Origin of the sequence: Catenulispora yoronensis (assembly GCF_039531695.1) — a bacterium.
GTDB lineage: Bacteria > Actinomycetota > Actinomycetes > Streptomycetales > Catenulisporaceae > Catenulispora > Catenulispora yoronensis.
In genome coordinates this window covers 1-15,377 of sequence record NZ_BAAAQN010000099.1, presented here as the reverse complement: position 1 = coordinate 15,377, position 15,377 = coordinate 1, and the positions used below count along the sequence as shown (strand labels likewise).

15 protein-coding genes and 1 pseudogene are annotated in these 15,377 nt (G+C 69.7%); 8 read left to right on the top strand and 8 right to left on the bottom strand.

Going from position 1 to position 15,377, the window contains the following annotated elements:
• Window positions 1-34: 34 nt before the first annotated feature.
• The 3 genes from ABD481_RS44425 to ABD481_RS44415 form a co-directional block, all read right to left on the bottom strand.
• Window positions 35-658: a P-loop nucleotide/nucleoside kinase family protein gene (locus tag ABD481_RS44425; RefSeq protein ID WP_344671968.1), complete on the bottom strand. Its 624-nt coding sequence runs from the start codon at window positions 656-658 to the stop codon at window positions 35-37.
• Between the two features lie 115 nt (window positions 659-773).
• A complete protein-coding gene (locus ABD481_RS44420) occupies window positions 774-1,079 on the bottom strand; it encodes a 4a-hydroxytetrahydrobiopterin dehydratase (RefSeq protein ID WP_344671967.1) in 306 nt (101 codons plus the stop codon).
• A gap of 3 nt (window positions 1,080-1,082) precedes the next feature.
• Window positions 1,083-1,919 (bottom strand): helix-turn-helix domain-containing protein, encoded by an 837-nt coding sequence (locus ABD481_RS44415; RefSeq protein WP_344671966.1) that lies wholly within the window; start codon window positions 1,917-1,919, stop codon window positions 1,083-1,085.
• A 64-nt stretch (window positions 1,920-1,983) separates the two neighbouring features.
• On the opposite strand from ABD481_RS44415, the gene ABD481_RS44410 reads away from it, so the two are divergent.
• A complete protein-coding gene (locus ABD481_RS44410; protein WP_344671965.1) occupies window positions 1,984-2,193 on the top strand; it encodes a hypothetical protein in 210 nt (69 codons plus the stop codon).
• Window positions 2,194-2,486: 293 nt separating this feature from the next.
• Here ABD481_RS44410 and ABD481_RS44405 read toward each other — a convergent pair whose 3' ends face one another.
• Window positions 2,487-3,656 carry a pyridoxal phosphate-dependent aminotransferase gene (locus ABD481_RS44405; protein ID WP_344671964.1) on the bottom strand — a complete coding sequence of 390 codons (1,170 nt, stop codon included), beginning with the start codon at window positions 3,654-3,656 and terminating at the stop codon, window positions 2,487-2,489.
• Window positions 3,657-3,761: 105 nt separating this feature from the next.
• Between ABD481_RS44405 and ABD481_RS44400 the strand changes: the two genes are divergently transcribed.
• Window positions 3,762-4,688: an LLM class F420-dependent oxidoreductase gene (locus ABD481_RS44400; RefSeq protein WP_344671963.1), complete on the top strand. Its 927-nt coding sequence runs from the start codon at window positions 3,762-3,764 to the stop codon at window positions 4,686-4,688.
• An 11-nt stretch (window positions 4,689-4,699) separates the two neighbouring features.
• The gene (locus ABD481_RS44395) at window positions 4,700-5,500 is read left to right on the top strand and encodes a pentapeptide repeat-containing protein (RefSeq protein WP_344671962.1); all 801 of its coding nucleotides are present in this window, start codon (window positions 4,700-4,702) and stop codon (window positions 5,498-5,500) included.
• An 18-nt stretch (window positions 5,501-5,518) separates the two neighbouring features.
• Here ABD481_RS44395 and ABD481_RS44390 read toward each other — a convergent pair.
• The 3 genes and pseudogenes from ABD481_RS44390 to ABD481_RS44380 all read right to left on the bottom strand — a co-directional run.
• A pseudogene (locus tag ABD481_RS44390) lies at window positions 5,519-6,322 on the bottom strand (chitosanase); the annotation flags it as partial.
• A 421-nt stretch (window positions 6,323-6,743) separates the two neighbouring features.
• Window positions 6,744-7,361: a DUF47 domain-containing protein gene (locus tag ABD481_RS44385; RefSeq protein WP_344671961.1), complete on the bottom strand. Its 618-nt coding sequence runs from the start codon at window positions 7,359-7,361 to the stop codon at window positions 6,744-6,746.
• A gap of 29 nt (window positions 7,362-7,390) precedes the next feature.
• Window positions 7,391-8,524 carry an inorganic phosphate transporter gene (locus ABD481_RS44380; protein ID WP_344671960.1) on the bottom strand — a complete coding sequence of 378 codons (1,134 nt, stop codon included), beginning with the start codon at window positions 8,522-8,524 and terminating at the stop codon, window positions 7,391-7,393.
• 153 nt (window positions 8,525-8,677) lie between these two features.
• On the opposite strand from ABD481_RS44380, the gene ABD481_RS44375 reads away from it, so the two are divergent.
• The 5 genes from ABD481_RS44375 to ABD481_RS44355 all read left to right on the top strand — a co-directional run bounded on the left by ABD481_RS44375 (window position 8,678) and on the right by ABD481_RS44355 (window position 14,353).
• Window positions 8,678-9,811: a pyridoxal-phosphate-dependent aminotransferase family protein gene (locus ABD481_RS44375; protein WP_344671959.1), complete on the top strand. Its 1,134-nt coding sequence runs from the start codon at window positions 8,678-8,680 to the stop codon at window positions 9,809-9,811.
• 96 nt (window positions 9,812-9,907) lie between these two features.
• Window positions 9,908-10,966: a LysR substrate-binding domain-containing protein gene (locus tag ABD481_RS44370; protein WP_344671958.1), complete on the top strand. Its 1,059-nt coding sequence runs from the start codon at window positions 9,908-9,910 to the stop codon at window positions 10,964-10,966.
• Between the two features lie 50 nt (window positions 10,967-11,016).
• Window positions 11,017-12,615 carry an acyl-CoA synthetase gene (locus tag ABD481_RS44365; protein ID WP_344671957.1) on the top strand — a complete coding sequence of 533 codons (1,599 nt, stop codon included), beginning with the start codon at window positions 11,017-11,019 and terminating at the stop codon, window positions 12,613-12,615.
• Window positions 12,616-12,714: 99 nt separating this feature from the next.
• A complete protein-coding gene (locus tag ABD481_RS44360; protein WP_344671956.1) occupies window positions 12,715-13,458 on the top strand; it encodes a hypothetical protein in 744 nt (247 codons plus the stop codon).
• A 136-nt stretch (window positions 13,459-13,594) separates the two neighbouring features.
• Window positions 13,595-14,353 (top strand): LLM class F420-dependent oxidoreductase, encoded by a 759-nt coding sequence (locus ABD481_RS44355; RefSeq protein ID WP_344671955.1) that lies wholly within the window; start codon window positions 13,595-13,597, stop codon window positions 14,351-14,353.
• Window positions 14,354-14,722: 369 nt separating this feature from the next.
• On the opposite strand, the gene ABD481_RS44350 is transcribed toward ABD481_RS44355, so the two are convergent.
• Window positions 14,723-15,377 (bottom strand): ricin-type beta-trefoil lectin domain protein (locus ABD481_RS44350; protein WP_344671954.1); only part of this gene is annotated, 655 nt, incomplete at its 5' end.

The following is a 15,377-nucleotide window of genomic DNA, read 5'->3' as shown; positions in this document are numbered from 1 at the left end:
GGCATGCGCATGGGCACGGCGCGCCGCGGCAGCCTCAGCGCCGCGGACTGACCGCCAGACCCGCGCCCGCGCCCCGTCCCGCCGCCACTTCGTCCAGCACCCGCGCCACCATCGTCTCAGCATCCTGTTTCGCCGAGTCGAGCACCACATGCGGCTCGGTCCACGGCTCCCACAGACCCTTCATCCGCAGCACATGCTCCCACGGCACCGTCGGCCGCCACCCCGGAATACCGCGATCGCGCCCGACCACCCGCGCCCGATGCGCCATCGCATCCGAGCACACACACTCCACCCCGACCAGCCGCGCCCCCAGCCCCTCAGCCACCCGCCGATACCGCCGCCGCTCCGCCGCCTGATGCCCCGTGACGTCCACCACCACATCCAGCCCCAACTGGAGCTGCCGAGCCAGCGGCGCGACAAGCGTCACGTCAGCCAGCGCCTCAAGCACCTCGTCCGCCAACTCCGCGAACGGCGTCAGCGCACCAAGCTGCCAGTCCAGGCCGAACACCGGCGCCCGCAACCGCCTGGCCAACCCCTCGGCCAGCGTGCTTTTCCCGACGCCCGGAACACCCGCGACCAGGATCGCCACCGGGGAGGCGTCCGGATCGACAGGCGTCAGGTTCTCGTAACGCTCGAAGACGGCGGTGTAGTCGGTCATGCCCTGACCATAGGCGCGCTTTCGCTCGTGGTCGGCGGCGATTCGCTGATAGCGAACTAGGGGTGCGCACCTCCCAGACCGGTGGTCGGCCTGGGACTACCTCTGCGTTCGTGTCTCAAGCGGCGATGCCGACCGAAGCTTTTTCGATCCTCTCGGCAAGCTCAAGATCCTTTGCGGTGATCTGGTGATTGGCCGCATGAGTGGTGATGGTGAAGACCACGCTTCCGAACCGGTACTCGATGTCAGCGTGGTGATCCATCTTCTCCTCGGCCGCGACGACCAGAGCGATCAGGGCCAAGCCCCTCGGGTATGGCTTGATCTTGAACGTCTTGGTAATCGAGTCTTCGCTACGCTCCCAGCCGGGGAGCTGGTCCAACCGATCGGCGATCTCCTGGTCGGTCAGCGGCTCGGCGTAGGGCATGGCTCATGCTTCCTTCCATGGCTGTTCACCGACCAGCGACAGGCCGATGAGACGTAGATTCTCTCGCACTTCTTCCACGCGGAGCGCCTTGAGCAAGGCGTTGCGTGCCTGTTCGTTGCCGCCCCGGACGGCTTGGCCGATGAAGACAGCGGCACACCAGCGGCTACCGGCGTCAACCTGGTCCCCAAGTTCCTTGACGTGGGCGTTGAGTTCTGCCGCGCGCATGCCCCGGCCCGTGTATTGCTTGGCGTCTTCCCATGGGAGTCTTAGGACGCGTCGCGCGTAACTGGTGAGGTACCAGTCGCGTGCTGGCGCATCGTGGAGCAGCTGATTGGGTGCGGCTTCTACCAAGTCGGGGTGGCCCGTCTTCCACAGGATGCTGCCAGCGTTAACACGTAGCTTGGCTGTCTCGCCGTTCTGCATCCAGCCTGTCAGTCTGCGGATGGCGCCACGATCTCCCTTGATGATCTGCGCCATGGCGTGGTCAACAGCATAAGGCGTGAGGTAGTCCCGCATGGGTACGCAATCGCCGCCGGCGGCACTTGCGGTGAGGTCGGTGACAATGGAGGCGTTAGCCACTGCCAGGCCGCTGAGAGCAAGGAAGGCGCGGCGTTTCATACGAGACACGGTAGCTGCCGCTTCGACCTCCGGCAGGGGGACGCCGAGCGCGGTTGCAAGATGTGCCTGCCAGAACGAGCCGGGAATGATCTTCTCCGCCTCCCACTTCTTGACTTCGTCTCGTGTCACCGTCGGCCGGTACTGTCGCAGCTCTGCGGCAAGCCGATCCTGCGACCAGCCGTACCGCAGTCGATTCGCGCGAATCAGTGTCCCGATACCCATGGATCGAAGCTACCCCTCTTGAATCCCCCTGTCTGGGCCATTCGGGCGGCTGTACACCTCAAGCATGGACAGAGGAACCCTGCCGAAGAACCCCGAAGACCCCGGCTCTGCTGTGGTCCTCCTGTCGGAGCCGTTGATCGTCACGGACAGCACGGGAGCACGGTTCAAGATCACGGAATTCACCCCGGGCGCGGGCTTCGCGATCGTTCGGCCGGTGGACGGCGGCCCGGCGCAGATCTTGGAGGCCAAGGGCCTGCGGCCGGCGACGCCGTGACAGGACGTGTCGCGCCCTTCCCGCCGACGCCGCTCGGGTTCTTCCTGATCGAGCCCGGTCAGGCTCCCCGCGCTGGAGACTTCATCTCAATTGGCGGCTACTGGTGGCGGGTGGACGAGGCTGACGCCGACGGGGAGACTTTCACGATCACAGCGGGCGGCGAGGCGCGAACCTTCCTTCTTGGCGACGACATCCCGATCGCGCGCGTGCTGCCTTCCCAACACTCGATACGCCCCGTTCTCCCAAGTGCGGGAGGACGGGGCTTTGTTGCGAGCGGTATGCAGTCGGTTATCTCAAAGCAGACTCCGCAGGCCAGACAACCTGTCAATCGCCTCGCGCAACTTATCGGACTGCTTGCAGAACGCGAACCGCACCAAACTCCGCGACGCCACCTTGTCGTCGTAGAACACCAAGTTCGGCACCGCGACGACCCCGCAGCGCTCCGGCAACGCGCGGCAGAACGCCATCCCGTCCTCGTCGCTCAGGCTGCTGATGTCAGTCGTGATGAAGTACGTCCCGTCCGGGCGGAACACCTCGAACCCGGCCGCCTCCAGCCCATCAGCCAGCAGGTCGCGCTTCCCCCGCAGGTCCTCGCGCAGCGTCGTGTAGTACTCGTCCGGCAGAGCGAGTGCTGTCGCGGTCGCGTACTGGAACGGTCCGCCGGAGACGTACGTCAGGAACTGCTTGGCGCTGCGCACCGCGCTCACCAGCTCCGGCGGCGCGGTCACCCAGCCGATCTTCCAGCCCGTGAACGAGAACGTCTTCCCCGCGGAGCTGATCGTCACTGTCCGCTCGCGCATGCCCGGCAGTGTCGCCAGGGGGATGTGCTCGGGGCCGTACGTCAGGTGCTCATACACCTCGTCGGTCACGACCAGGAGGTCGCGTTCGATTGCCAGCTGCGCGATGGCCTCGGACTCGTCGCGGGTCAGCACCATGCCCGTCGGGTTGTGCGGTGTGTTGAGGAGCAGCAGGCGGGTGCGGTCGGTGATGGCGGCTCGCAGGGCGTCCAGGTCCGGGCGGAATGTCGGTGGGCGGAGCTGCACCGGGACGCGGACGCCGCCGGCCATCGCGATGCAGGCCGCGTAGGAGTCGTAGTAGGGCTCGAAGGCCACCACTTCGTCGCCCGGCTCCAGTAGGGCCAGCATGGCCGCCGCGATCGCCTCGGTGGCGCCGGCGGTCACCAGGACCTCGGAGTCGGGGTCGAGGTCCAGGCCGTAGAAGCGCTTCTGGTGGTCGGCCACGGCTGTGCGCAGTTCCGGGATGCCGGGCCCCGGCGGGTACTGGTTGCCCCTGCCGCTCAGCACCGCCTCCGCCGCCGCGCGCTTGACCTCCTCCGGACCGTCGGTGTCCGGGAAGCCCTGCCCCAGGTTGATCGAGCCGGTCGCGGCGGCCAGCGCCGACATCTCGGCGAAGATGGTGGTGCCCATCGGGGCCAGGCGGCTGTTGACGTAGGGGGTGCGCATACCGTCATCCTGCCAAACGGCGACGCGCCCGGGCCGACAGCGGGCCGTCCGTGGACACAGGTGTGTCCGATCACCACCGCCACCCGGATGTGCGAGGCTGATCCCATGGACTTGCGCATCTTCACCGAGCCGCAGCAGGGCGCCAGCTACGACACGCTCCTGTCCGTCGCCAAGGCCACCGAGGACCTCGGCTTCGACGCCTTCTTCCGGTCGGACCACTACCTGAAGATGGGGGGCGTGACCGGGCTGCCCGGCCCCACCGACGCCTGGATCACGCTGGCCGGCCTGGCCCGCGAGACCTCGCGGATCAAGCTCGGCACCCTGGTCACCCCGGTCACCTTCCGGCTGCCCGGCCCGCTGGCGATCTCGGTCGCCCAGGTCGACCAGATGGCCGGTCCCGGCCGGGTCGAGCTGGGCCTGGGCACCGGGTGGTTCGCCGAGGAGCACACCGCCTACGGCATCCCGTTCCCGGACAAGCGGTTCGACCTGCTGGAGGAGCAGCTGCAGATCGTCACCGGCCTGTGGAACACCCCGGACGGCGAGACCTACAGCTTTAAGGGCGAGCACTACAGCCTCACCGACTCCCCAGCGCTGCCCAAGCCGGCCACCCGGCCGCATCCGCCGATCATCATCGGCGGCGGCGGGCCCAAGCGCACGCCCCGGCTGGCCGCGCAGTACGCCAGCGAGTTCAACACGTCCTTCCGGCCCTTCGACGACACCGAGCGGCTGTTCGGCACGGTCCGCGACGCGGTGGCGGCCAACGGCCGGCGCCCCGACTCGATGACCTACTCCGCCGCGCTGGTGGCCTGCGTCGGTCGGGACGAGGCCGAGGTCGCCAAGCGTGCCGAGGCCATCGGCCGCGAGCCCGCCGAACTGCGCGAGAACGGCCTGGCCGGCACCCCCGCGGAGGTGGTGGAGAAGATCGGCCGGTACGCCGCCATCGGCGCCCAGCGCCTGTACCTGCAGATCCTGGACCTGTCCGACCTGGACCACCTGGAGCTGATCGCCTCCCAGGTCCTGAGCCAGCTGTAGGACTTCCGCCGATGAACCGCTCCGACCTGCGGGCCGACTGCTCGAACTGCTTCGCGCTGTGCTGTGTCGGACTGGCCTTCACGGCGTCCCGGGACTTCGCCGTCGACAAGGACCCCGGGACGCCGTGCCCCAACCTGGCGGCCGACGACCGCTGCTCCATCCACACCGGCCTGCGCGGCCGCGGCTTCCCCGGCTGCACGGTCTACGACTGCTTCGGCGCCGGCCAGAAGCTGTCCCGCGACACCTTCGGCGGCGTGTCCTGGCGCGCCGCGCCGGAGCAGGCCGGACAGATGTTCGCGGCCCTGCCGGTCATGCGCCAGCTCCACGAGATGCTGTGGTACCTGGCCGAAGCCGAGGAGCTGGCGTCCGCCTCCGCGCTGAAGGCCGAGATCGGCTGGTCGGCGGAGGAGACCGAGCGCCTGACCGGCCTGCCGGCCGAGGAGCTCCTGGCGCTCGACGTCGCCGCCCACCGCGCCGATGTCAGTGCACTGCTGTCCGAAGTCAGCACCCTGGTTCGCGCTGGCACCGGACGCAAGAAGGACCGGCGCGGCGCGGACCTCATCGGCGCCCGCCTGCGCGGTGCCGACCTGAGCGGAGCGGATCTCCGGGGTGCCTACCTCATCGGCGCCGACCTGACCGCGGCCGACCTGCGCAAGGCCGACCTGATCGGCGCCGATCTGCGCGACGCGAACCTGACCGGTGCTGATCTGACCGGCGCGGTGTTCGTCACCCAGGCCCAGATGAACGCCGCCACCGGCGATCAGAGCACGAAGATCCCGGCCGGACTGGCCCGCCCCGACCACTGGACCTGACCTCCATGGTCAGTACACCTAGCTGATCGTGTACGCGTCCCCGTACACCGACCAGTGCAGCGGTGTGTCCAGGTTGACGTTCCCGTTCTTCACGAACACCCGTTGCTCGGTGTCGATCCGGCTGGTGTCCTGGTGGCTCGGATCGGCCTTCATCGCCGCGATCCGGGCGTCCAGGAACGCGTTCAAGTACGCGATCTCGTTCCCGCCCTGCGACGGCGGCTTGGCCCTCGCCAGCGCGGCGCCGCGGATCCCGCCGAAGCTTTGCGAGTCCGAGCCGGGACCGTGCATCACCAACGCGTCGTAGTAGATGAACTGGCCCAGGGTCCCCAGGCCGTCGGCCTTGGCCTGGCTCACCGCCGGGTTGAAGTAGGTCCGGTCCCGTTCGTCGTTCTGCGCCTGCTGGAACAGCGGATCGGAGGCGGCGGTCTTCCAGTCCTTGGTGAAGTTCGGGTCCAGTCCGTTGTGGGTGTCGCTGCCGTTGTCCGCCTTCAGTGCACTGAGGTACTTGGCCAGCACGTTGTTCGGCGCCAGCGCGGTGTAGTGCTGCACCAGTTCCAGCATGTCGCCGGTGCCGGAGCAGAACCCGATGATGCCGCCGGTGTAGCCGCGACCGTCCTTGATGTCCTCGATGTACTGGTACTGCGCACGCCAGTTCAGCGACGAGTTCTCCGCGCTGGAGACCAGCTCCATCGCGATCTCCTTCTTGTGCGGATCGGCGAGCCCGCTGCCGGACGGCGCTGCCGACGTGGCCGGCGTGGTCGGCACGTGCGCCGGGGACGTCGCCGGATGCGAGGCGCTCCCGGTCGCGGAGGACCCGGCGGATCCGGAAGCCGGCGATCCCGGCGACCCCGGCGACCCCGACGGACGGCCCGGACTGCTCCCGCTGGCCTGCGTCGGACCCGTGGCGGCGGTCGTGGCGGTGCCCGTGGCCGAGCCGGTTGTGGCCGACGCACCGGAACTGGACGCGGTCCCGCCGGTCGAACCACCGCTCGAACCGCCGGCCACGCCACCGGCGGCGGCCCCGGCGCTCGGATCGGCGCCGGCGGCCGGACTCGTCACCGCGACCGAGCTCTGCGGAGAGTGGTCGCCGGACCCCGGCACCACCACCGCGACACCCACGGCGATCGCCGTGGCGGAGACAGCAGCCGAAATCAGCACAACGGTCGGGGACGTCTTCATGCCGACGAGTATCGGGGTCTCAGGAGATTGTCACCACCGGTTCGCGAGAATGAGTTAAGAGTCGTTACCGTCCACGCTTCATCGCGCCGTCGGCCAGGCCGTCGGCGGCGTCGCCGAGCCGCAGCCCGACGTCCCCCAGCCGCCGGTACAGCTCGCGGGCCTTCATCGCCTCGGCGGCGTCCCGTTCGGGCGTCCCGCCGGTCAGCAGCGCGGCCACCTCGTACTGGTACGCCCGCACCACCGCACCGGCGGCCTTGCGCGCCGCCAGCGTCGCGGCCCGCAGATCGGAACCCGGGGCCAGGGCTGCCACGGCCTCGTCGAGCGTCCGGATACTGCCGGAGACCAGGGTGGCCAGATCGCGATACCGGCTCAGATCGCCGACCCGGTAGAGATCGGTCTCCCGGACAAAGTCTCGAAGCGTGTCCAGCACGTCGTCGATCGACCGCGACACCCGGTTCAGATCCTCGCGATCCACCGGCGGCGAGAGCGTCGCGCCCAGGATCGCCAGCAGCGCTGCCCGCCGATCGTCACCGTCGTGCTCGATCGACTCCATCCGAGCCCGCGCGACGTCCATGTCGACGGCGCCGTTCAGCAGCGCGCAGGTCAAGTCCGCACCCGAGGCGGCCACTGTTACCTGGGATCGCAGGGCTCTGATCAAGGGGGCGTCCGCGCGGCCGCTCATGGAGCGGAGCGTTGTGGCTATCCGAACTCTCACACCAACTCCCGCCAGGCCAGACCGACCGCTGCCGCCGCCCCGATGCTCAACGGCAGCGTCAGCAGCCAAGCCGTTCCGATCCGCCGCGCCTGGCGCCACCGCACCCGGCGTGCACTCAGCCCGAGCCCTGTGCCGAACAGTCCGCCGGCCACCGACTGCGTCATCGACACCGGGAAGCCCAGCGCTGCGCTCCCCAGCACGGCCACCGCCGCCGCGAGTTCGGCTGTGACGGTGTCCAACGGCCGCAGCGGCACGATCCCGGAGCCCAGGGAGGCCGCCGCGCGCGGCAGCCCGAGCACTGCGCCGAGCCCGAACAAGACGCCGCAGAGCATCAGCCCGACGACGCCGAGCCGGACCGAACCGGCTCCGCCCACGCCGGCTCCGCCCGCGCCGACCCCGCTGGCACCGACCCCGCCGACGGCGACCCCGTTCACACCCAGCCCGCTGCCGCCTGCCACCGCGAACAGAGCGATCATCTTCTGCCCGTCGTTCGCTCCATAAGCCAAGCACTGCAACGGAAACGCGACTCGATGGGTCCGACCTGTCGCCACAGCGGCTGTCGACCGCCGCGTTCCGGCCAGCCGCAGCGACCGAGTCACCAGCCAGGCAATCAGTGCGCTGATTATTGGCGCCAGCGCCGCCGCCAGCAGCACCGTGGCCACCGACCCGGCCGGAACCGGCAACCCGGCTCCGAGCCCCGCGCCGGCCAGTCCGCCGACCACCGCGAGCGTCAGGGACGTCGGCAGTCCGCGCAGCGACAGCAGCAGCACCACCGCCAGCGCCGCCGCGACCCCGATCAGCAGCGTCGTCGACACCGCCGCCGCGGACACCCCTGTCCCGGACACCCCTGTCCCGGACAGCCCCGCCCTGGGCACTCCCGTCCCGGGCACTCCCGTCCCGGACCGCACCAGCCGCCCCAGGAACCCGGCGGCCACCCGCGTCCCGAACACCATCGGCCCGGCGGCCGTGGCCAGCACCAGCAGGCCGAACGAGACCAGCGCCGGCAGGCCCGGGATCCGCAGCCCCGGCGACAGCAGCGCGCCGCCGTCGTTGATCCCACTCACCACGGCGAAGGACCCGGCCAGCAGGAGCAGGGCGGCGGACCAGGCCGTCCCGGTCGCTGCGAGCATGTTCAGGCCCTTCGATATATGAACAATGAATGAACGGAAGGCTAATACAAGGGAGGTCGAGGAGCGGCGAGGGTTCAACATGGTTTCGGCTATGGAGGCCATGCGCGGAAGGTGCATCGCGCGTCCCATGATCAGCCGCCTAGCCTGGGCGCCATGACTGAGAACTCCGTCGGCCCCCTTGTTCTTCTCAACCCCGGCCCGGCCTGTACGACCGACCGCGTCCGCGCCGCGCTCGGCCGCGGCGACTGGTGCCACCGCGAGCCGGAGTTCTCCGAACTGCTCGCCTCGATCCGCTCCGGCCTGAGCCGGGTGCTCAACGTCGGCGACACCCACGAGGCGGTCGTCGTCACCGGCTCCGGCACCTCCGCGATGGAGATGGCGGTGATCAGCGCGGTCCGTGCCGACCGCTCGATCCTGGTCGTCCGCAACGGCGTCTACGGCGACCGGCTCGCGAGGATCGCCGAGGTCCACGGCATCACGGTGCACTCGGTCGGCAGCGAGTGGACCGAGCCGGCCGATCCCGAGGCGGTGCGCGCGGCGCTCGCCGAGCACCCGGACGTCGACGCCGTCGCCGTGGTCCAGCACGAGACCACCACCGGCATGATCAACCCGGTCGGGGCCATCGGGAAGGTCGCCCAGGAGGCCGGCGTGCTGCTCCTGGTCGACGCGATCAGCGCCACCGCGATCGAGGACGAGGGCCACGAGGACCTCAACGCCGACATCATCTGCGGCACCGCCAACAAGGGCCTGCACGGCCTGCCCGGCATCTCCTTCATCCTGTGCTCGGCCAAGGGCATCGAGCGCATCCAGGAGGTCCCGGTCCGCTCGCTGTACCTGAACGCCAACACCTACCTGACCGGCCAGCGCAAGGGCGACGTCCCCTTCACCCCGGCGGTGCAGGTCTGCTTCGCGCTCGACGAGGCCATCAAGGAGCTGGAGGAGCGCGGCGGCGTCGCGGCGCGGGTCGCGGAGTACAAGCAGCGCGCGGCGCTGGTGCGCGCCGGGTTCGAGCGGCTCGGCCTGTCGGTGCTCATCCCCGAGGAGCACCGCTCGAACTCGATCTCGATGATCTACCTGCCCGAGGGGATCGCCTACACCGAGCTGCACGACGCGCTGAAGGACGAGGGCTTCGTCATCTACGCCGGGCAGGGCGACCTGGCCAAGACCTTCTTCCGGGTGTCCACGATGGGCGAATTGCCGCTGCCGGTCCTGGAGCGGTTCCTGGTCAGTCTCGAAACGTCCATCGCGAAGATCCGCGCCGGTCGCCAGGAATCCGCCCTGCGTTAACCCCGCGGGCTAGGCTGACGGTCAACGGGGCGTGTTCCGGCACGTCCCGGGACCGCCGGAGGCAACAGAGCCGGAGGTGACAGAAGTGGTGGAAGCATGACGCAACTCAACTTGCACCGTCTGTCGATCTTCATGACGGTCGTGGAGAGCGGCGGCTTCTCGGCGGCCGCGCAGAAGCTCTACATGAGTCAGCCCTCGGTCTCCAACCACGTCCGCAACCTCGAACAGTCGTTGCAGACCACGCTCATCGACCGCTCCGGCCCGCGGATCCGCCCCACCGCCGAGGGCGAGGTGCTGGTCGAGTACGCCCGCCGCGTGTTCATGCTCACCGAGGAGGCGGTCGCGGCCATCCGCGAGGTCTCCGGAGTGCAGTCCGGGCGCCTGGAGGTCGGCGGCACCACCACCGTCGGCACCTACCTGCTGCCGCGTCTGCTGGCCCGGTTCCGCGAACGGCACCGGGCCATCGAGTGCGACATCGTCGTCGGCAACAACGGCCAGATCGTCAAGCGGCTGCTGGACGGGGAGCTCGGCCTGGCGATCGTCGCCGGCCAGCCCGGCGCGCCGCAGCTGAAGACGGAGAACGTGCTCGACGAGCGGCTGCTGCTGGTCGCGGCGCCCGGCCACCGGCTGGCCCGGGGGTCCGGCGCGGGCGGCTTGGGTGGTTCGGGCGGCGCGGGCGGCGCGGGTGGCTTGGCTGGCTCGGGTGGTTCGGTGGGCTCGACCGACTCCGGAAGTGAAGCGGCCCCGGTCGCCGCCGGTCCGCCGCGCGGCCCGCTGACGCCGTCCGACCTGGCGGGCGAACGCTTCCTGCTGCGCGAACCGGGTTCGCAGACCCGTGACCTCCAGGAGGCCGCGCTGATCGGCTGGGACCTGGACGACATGGCGAAGGCCGACATGTGGGGTCCGGAGACCATCAAGCAGTCGGTCGCCGCGGGCCTGGGCATATCGCTGATCTCCGAGCACGCCATCGACTCCGAGGTCCGCGAGGGCCGGCTGGTCGTGCTCGACATCGAGCCGCCGCTGCGCTCCCGGCCGGTCGTCGTGGCCTACCGGCGCGACCGGCTGCTGTCCCCGGCGGAACGGGCCTTCCTGGGCCTGGTGCGCGGACTGCGGACCTGGCCGGCCCTGGACGCCGGCGATCGCGCCGTCGCCTAGTCGCCGCAAGCCCCTTGACGCCGTCGGGCCCGGCCGAGTTGGCTATAGCGATGACGGACCAGAACGGACGGTTACCCGCGCCCGACCAGGCCATTGCTCGCCGTAACAGCCTCGGCGACCTGCTGCGCCGCAGCGCCGCGCGGGACCCCGACAAGCCGGCTTTGATCTTCGGCGAACTGCGGCAGACCTTCGCGGAGTTGGACGCGACCGTCAACCGGGCCGCCAACGCCTTGGCGGCGCGGGGGATCGGCCGCGGCGACCGGGTGCTGCTGCTGGCGCACAACTCGCACGGGTTCGTCGTCGCCTACTTCGCGCTGGCCCGGCTCGGGGCGGTGTCCGTGCCCGTGAACTTCATGCTCGGCCCGGACGAGATCGCTTACGTCCTCACGCATTCCGGCGCCGTCGCGGTCATCGCCGAGGACACGCTGTGCGAGACGGCTGATCGGGCTTGGGCCGTCGCGGCCGGCGAGCACCAGCCTCGGCTCAAAGCCGCCATCGGCCCCGCGCACCCCGAAGGCTGGCTCGGCTTCGAGGCCCTGCACGCCGCCGACGCCCCCGGCGCGGACGCCACCGAGCCTCCGGTCCCGGTCGCCGACGACGATCCGGTCCAGATCATGTACACCTCCGGCACCGAGTCCCGCCCCAAGGGCGCGGTGATGACCACCCGCAACCTGGTCGCGCAGTACACGAGTGCGATCGTCTCCGGCGACATGTCCGCCGACGACGTCGAGGTCCACGCGCTCCCGCTCTACCACTGCGCCCAGCTGCACTGCTTCCTGACGCCCGACATCCAGCTCGGCGCGACGAGCATCGTCCTGCCCGGCGCCGATCCGGCGACCATCCTGCGCACCATCGAGGCCGAGGGCGTCACCAAGCTGTTCTGCCCGCCGACGGTATGGATCGCGCTGCTGCGGCACCCGGACTTCGACACGCGCGACCTCAGAACTCTGCGTAAGGGTTACTACGGCGCGGCTGCCATGCCTGTTGAAGTGCTGGCCGAGATCCGGCGTCGACTGCCGGAGCTCCGGCTGTACAACTTCTACGGTCAGACCGAGATGTCGCCCGTGGCCACTGTTCTCGGTCCCGAGGACCAGGAACGCAAAGCCGGTTCGGCGGGCCGGGCCGCGCTCAATGTCGAGACCCGCGTGGTCGACGACGAGGGGCGGGAGGTTCCGCGCGGCGAGGTCGGCGAGATCGTGCATCGCGGCCCGCACACCATGCTCGGCTACTGGAACGATCCCGAGCGCACCGCCGAGGCTTTCAGCGGCGGCTGGTTCCACAGCGGCGACCTCGGAATCATGGACGACGAGGGATATCTGCGTGTCGTCGACCGCAAGAAGGACATGATCAAGACCGGTGGCGAGAACGTGGCCAGCCGTGAGGTGGAGGAGACCGTTTATCAGCACCCGGCGGTCGCCGAGGTGGCCGTGTTCGGCGTGCCGCATCCGTACTGGATCGAGATGGTCTGCGCGGCGGTGGTGCTGAAGCCCGGCACGGAACTGGCGCCGGAGGACGTGATCGACTTCTGCCGGGCCCGGCTCGCCGGGTTCAAGACGCCCAAGCAGGTGGTCATTGTCGCGGCTTTGCCGAAGAATCCGTCGGGCAAGGTGCTGAAAAGGGAGCTGCGCGCGGCTGCCGCTGCCGATTGACCACCATGATCGTGGGCGAGGATGACTCCATGAAGTGCGTTGAGCAGTCCATCGTCCCCAAGACCGGCGACCCGGTCCGCTGTGAGGACGGGGATCACGGTGACCGAGGCGTTCGCTGCGGTTGTCGACGGGGCCACCGACAAATCGGGGCGCCGGTATGACGGGCTTACTGGCGGCCGGCTGGCGATGCTCGTGCTTTGCGATGCTGTTGCGGAGTTGCGCGCGGAGGTTGGTGTGGCCGAGGCGGTGGCGGCGCTCACGGCGGCGCTCGCCGACCGCCTGCCGGAGGACCTGCCGCTGGAGCGTCCGTCCGCGTCGATCACGATCTACTCGGCTGCGCGGCGTGAGCTGTGGCAGGTCGGCGATGTCGGGTTCTGGTTCCCCGGTAACACGATGCCGCCGGCCAACAAGCAGGTCGACGCCGTCAACGTCGCCATCCGGACCGCGATCCTGCGTGCCGAGCTGTTGCTCGGCCGCACGGTCGCCGAGCTCGCCGCCGACGATCCCGGGCGGGCCGCGGCGCTGCCGTTGCTGCGCCGTCAGGCGGTGTTCGCCAATAACGAGGCGGCCGGCGATCTCGCCTTCGGCAGTCTTGACGGGCGGCCGGTGCCGCCGGCGCTGATCCGGGTGATCCCGGTGCCCGCCGAGGTGTCCGAGGTCGTTCTCGCCTCCGACGGCTACCCCGCCGTGCTGCCGACGCTCGCCGAGTCCGAGGCGCATCTGCGGGGCCTGCTGGAGGCCGATCCGCTGTGCATCGGCCCGCTGGCCGCGACAAAAGGACTTGAGCCCGGGGCTCTTGGGTATGACGATCGCGCTTATCTCCGCATGGACGTGTCGTCCTGAGCCACCCGGTTCCACAGCTCCGGTTCTGAGACCCTGATCGCCCGATCGGCGAGCCAGCGGTGTCACAAGTGCCGGGCTGTGATGAAGTAACCCTGTAACCCTGTAACGCACCTCCCAAAGTGAGAGGCCCGCCGTCATGGCTCGATTCAAAGTGGGCGTCCAGATCCGCCCGCAGCACACCGACATCACCGCGCTCCGCCAGGCCTGGGAGCGGGCCGACGCCCTGGGCGTCGACGCGATCTACACCTGGGACCACTTCTACCCGCTGAGCGGGGACCCGGAGGGGACCCACTTCGAGGGTTCGGCGCTGCTCGCCGCGATGGCGGTGACCACGACGCAGGCCCGGTTCGGCATGCTCGTGTACTGCAACAGCTACCGCAACCCCGAGCTGCTGGCCGACATGTCGCGGACCATCAACCAGCTCTCCGGCGGCCGGCACTTCCTCGGCATCGGAGCCGGCTGGTTCGAGCGCGACTACGACGAGTACGGGTACGAGTTCGGTACCGCGCCGGACCGTCTGCGCGCCCTGCGCGACGCGCTGCCGCGCATCAAGTCCCGGCTGGCCAAGCTGAAGCCGGCCGACCCGGACCTGCCGATCATGATCGGCGGCGGCGGCGAGAAGGTGACGCTGAAGCTGGTCGCGCAGCACGCGGACATGTGGAACACCTTCGGTCCGGTGGAGAACTTCAAGCACAAGAACGACGTGCTGAACGACTGGTGCGCGAAGGTCGGCCGGGACCCGAAGGCGGTCGAGCGGACCGTGATGATCCAGGACGCGGAGATCGACAACTACCAGGCGTACCTGGACGCGGGTGCCGACCAGATCATTCTGGGCGGCGACTTCCCGTTCGAGCTGGACAACGTCAAGGCGCTGCTGGCGCACGCTCGGAGCTGAGGCAGAGTGGCGCTGGGTAGCGGCGCGGGGTAGCGGCAAGGGGCTGGGTGAGCGGCGCGGGGCTGGGTGAGTGCGGGGCGAGTAGCGCGGCTTTGCGCGGCTCCGGGCGAGCGTACGCACCGCACTGCGCCGCTGTGCTTGCCTTGGCCGATGCGCCGATGCGCCGATGCGCCGATGCGCCGATGCGCCGATGCGCCGATGCGCCGATGCGCCGATGCGCCGATGCGCGTGATCGCGTGATCGCGTACACCAAGGGCCCGGCTCGGGATCGAGCCGGGCCCCTGGCCCCTCCGGCCCGAGGTCCGTAGGGGCTCCGATCGATGAGCCCCGCGACCTGTCAGGCCTCTGCCCTGGACCGACCGGATCCGGTCAGGACGGCAGCTTCCACTTCTGGGCGTTGGTCCCGTTGCAGTCGTAGATCTGCAACTGCGTGCCGTTGGTCGTGGTGCTGTTCGGGTCGTCCAGGCACCGCCCGGACTGCGGGTTCTGCAGCGAGCCGTCGGCCTGCTGCCTCCACTGCTGGGCCCCGGTGCCGTTGCACGTGTACAGCTGCACCAGCGTGCCGTTGGCGGTGCCGCTGCCGGTCACGTCCAGGCACTTGCCCATGATCCCCAGGCTGCCGTCGGACTTGACGGTGAACTGCTGCGCCACGGTGCCGTTGCAGTCCCACAGCTGGATCTTCGTGCCGTCGGCGGTGCCCCGGGCGTTGTCGTCGGCGCACTTGCCGGCGATGCCGGAGGTGATGGGGCCGACGCCGGTGCTGCCGCCGGTGTCGTAGGACGGCGGTGCGTCGTTCGCGCCGCTGCCCCAGGACGAGGCCGCCGAGCCGAGGGTGAAGTCCAGCGTCACGCCGTTCTTCCACGTGGCCTGCGACATCCAGGTCGCGGTCGAGGCGGTGCCGTTGACGTTGAGCGACTGGACGTAGTAGTTGCTCGCTGAGGCGGCGGGGGCGTTGATGGTCATGGTGTTGCCGCTGGGCAGGTGTACGACGGCCTGGGTGAAGATGGGGCTGTTGAACATCAGG

Bases quoted from the DNA above. Each gene is read 5' to 3' on its own strand.
- ABD481_RS44425 (WP_344671968.1), bottom strand. From the start codon at position 658: ATGACCGACTACACCGCCGTCTTCGAGCGTTACGAGAACCTGACGCCT.
- ABD481_RS44420 (WP_344671967.1), bottom strand. From the start codon at position 1,079: ATGCCCTACGCCGAGCCGCTGACCGACCAGGAGATCGCCGATCGGTTG.
- ABD481_RS44415 (WP_344671966.1), bottom strand. From the start codon at position 1,919: ATGGGTATCGGGACACTGATTCGCGCGAATCGACTGCGGTACGGCTGG.
- ABD481_RS44410 (WP_344671965.1), top strand. From the start codon at position 1,984: ATGGACAGAGGAACCCTGCCGAAGAACCCCGAAGACCCCGGCTCTGCT.
- ABD481_RS44405 (WP_344671964.1), bottom strand. From the start codon at position 3,656: ATGCGCACCCCCTACGTCAACAGCCGCCTGGCCCCGATGGGCACCACC.
- ABD481_RS44400 (WP_344671963.1), top strand. From the start codon at position 3,762: ATGGACTTGCGCATCTTCACCGAGCCGCAGCAGGGCGCCAGCTACGAC.
- ABD481_RS44395 (WP_344671962.1), top strand. From the start codon at position 4,700: ATGAACCGCTCCGACCTGCGGGCCGACTGCTCGAACTGCTTCGCGCTG.
- ABD481_RS44385 (WP_344671961.1), bottom strand. From the start codon at position 7,361: ATGAGCGGCCGCGCGGACGCCCCCTTGATCAGAGCCCTGCGATCCCAG.
- ABD481_RS44380 (WP_344671960.1), bottom strand. From the start codon at position 8,524: ATGCTCGCAGCGACCGGGACGGCCTGGTCCGCCGCCCTGCTCCTGCTG.
- ABD481_RS44375 (WP_344671959.1), top strand. From the start codon at position 8,678: ATGACTGAGAACTCCGTCGGCCCCCTTGTTCTTCTCAACCCCGGCCCG.
- ABD481_RS44370 (WP_344671958.1), top strand. From the start codon at position 9,908: ATGACGCAACTCAACTTGCACCGTCTGTCGATCTTCATGACGGTCGTG.
- ABD481_RS44365 (WP_344671957.1), top strand. From the start codon at position 11,017: ATGACGGACCAGAACGGACGGTTACCCGCGCCCGACCAGGCCATTGCT.
- ABD481_RS44355 (WP_344671955.1), top strand. From the start codon at position 13,595: ATGGCTCGATTCAAAGTGGGCGTCCAGATCCGCCCGCAGCACACCGAC.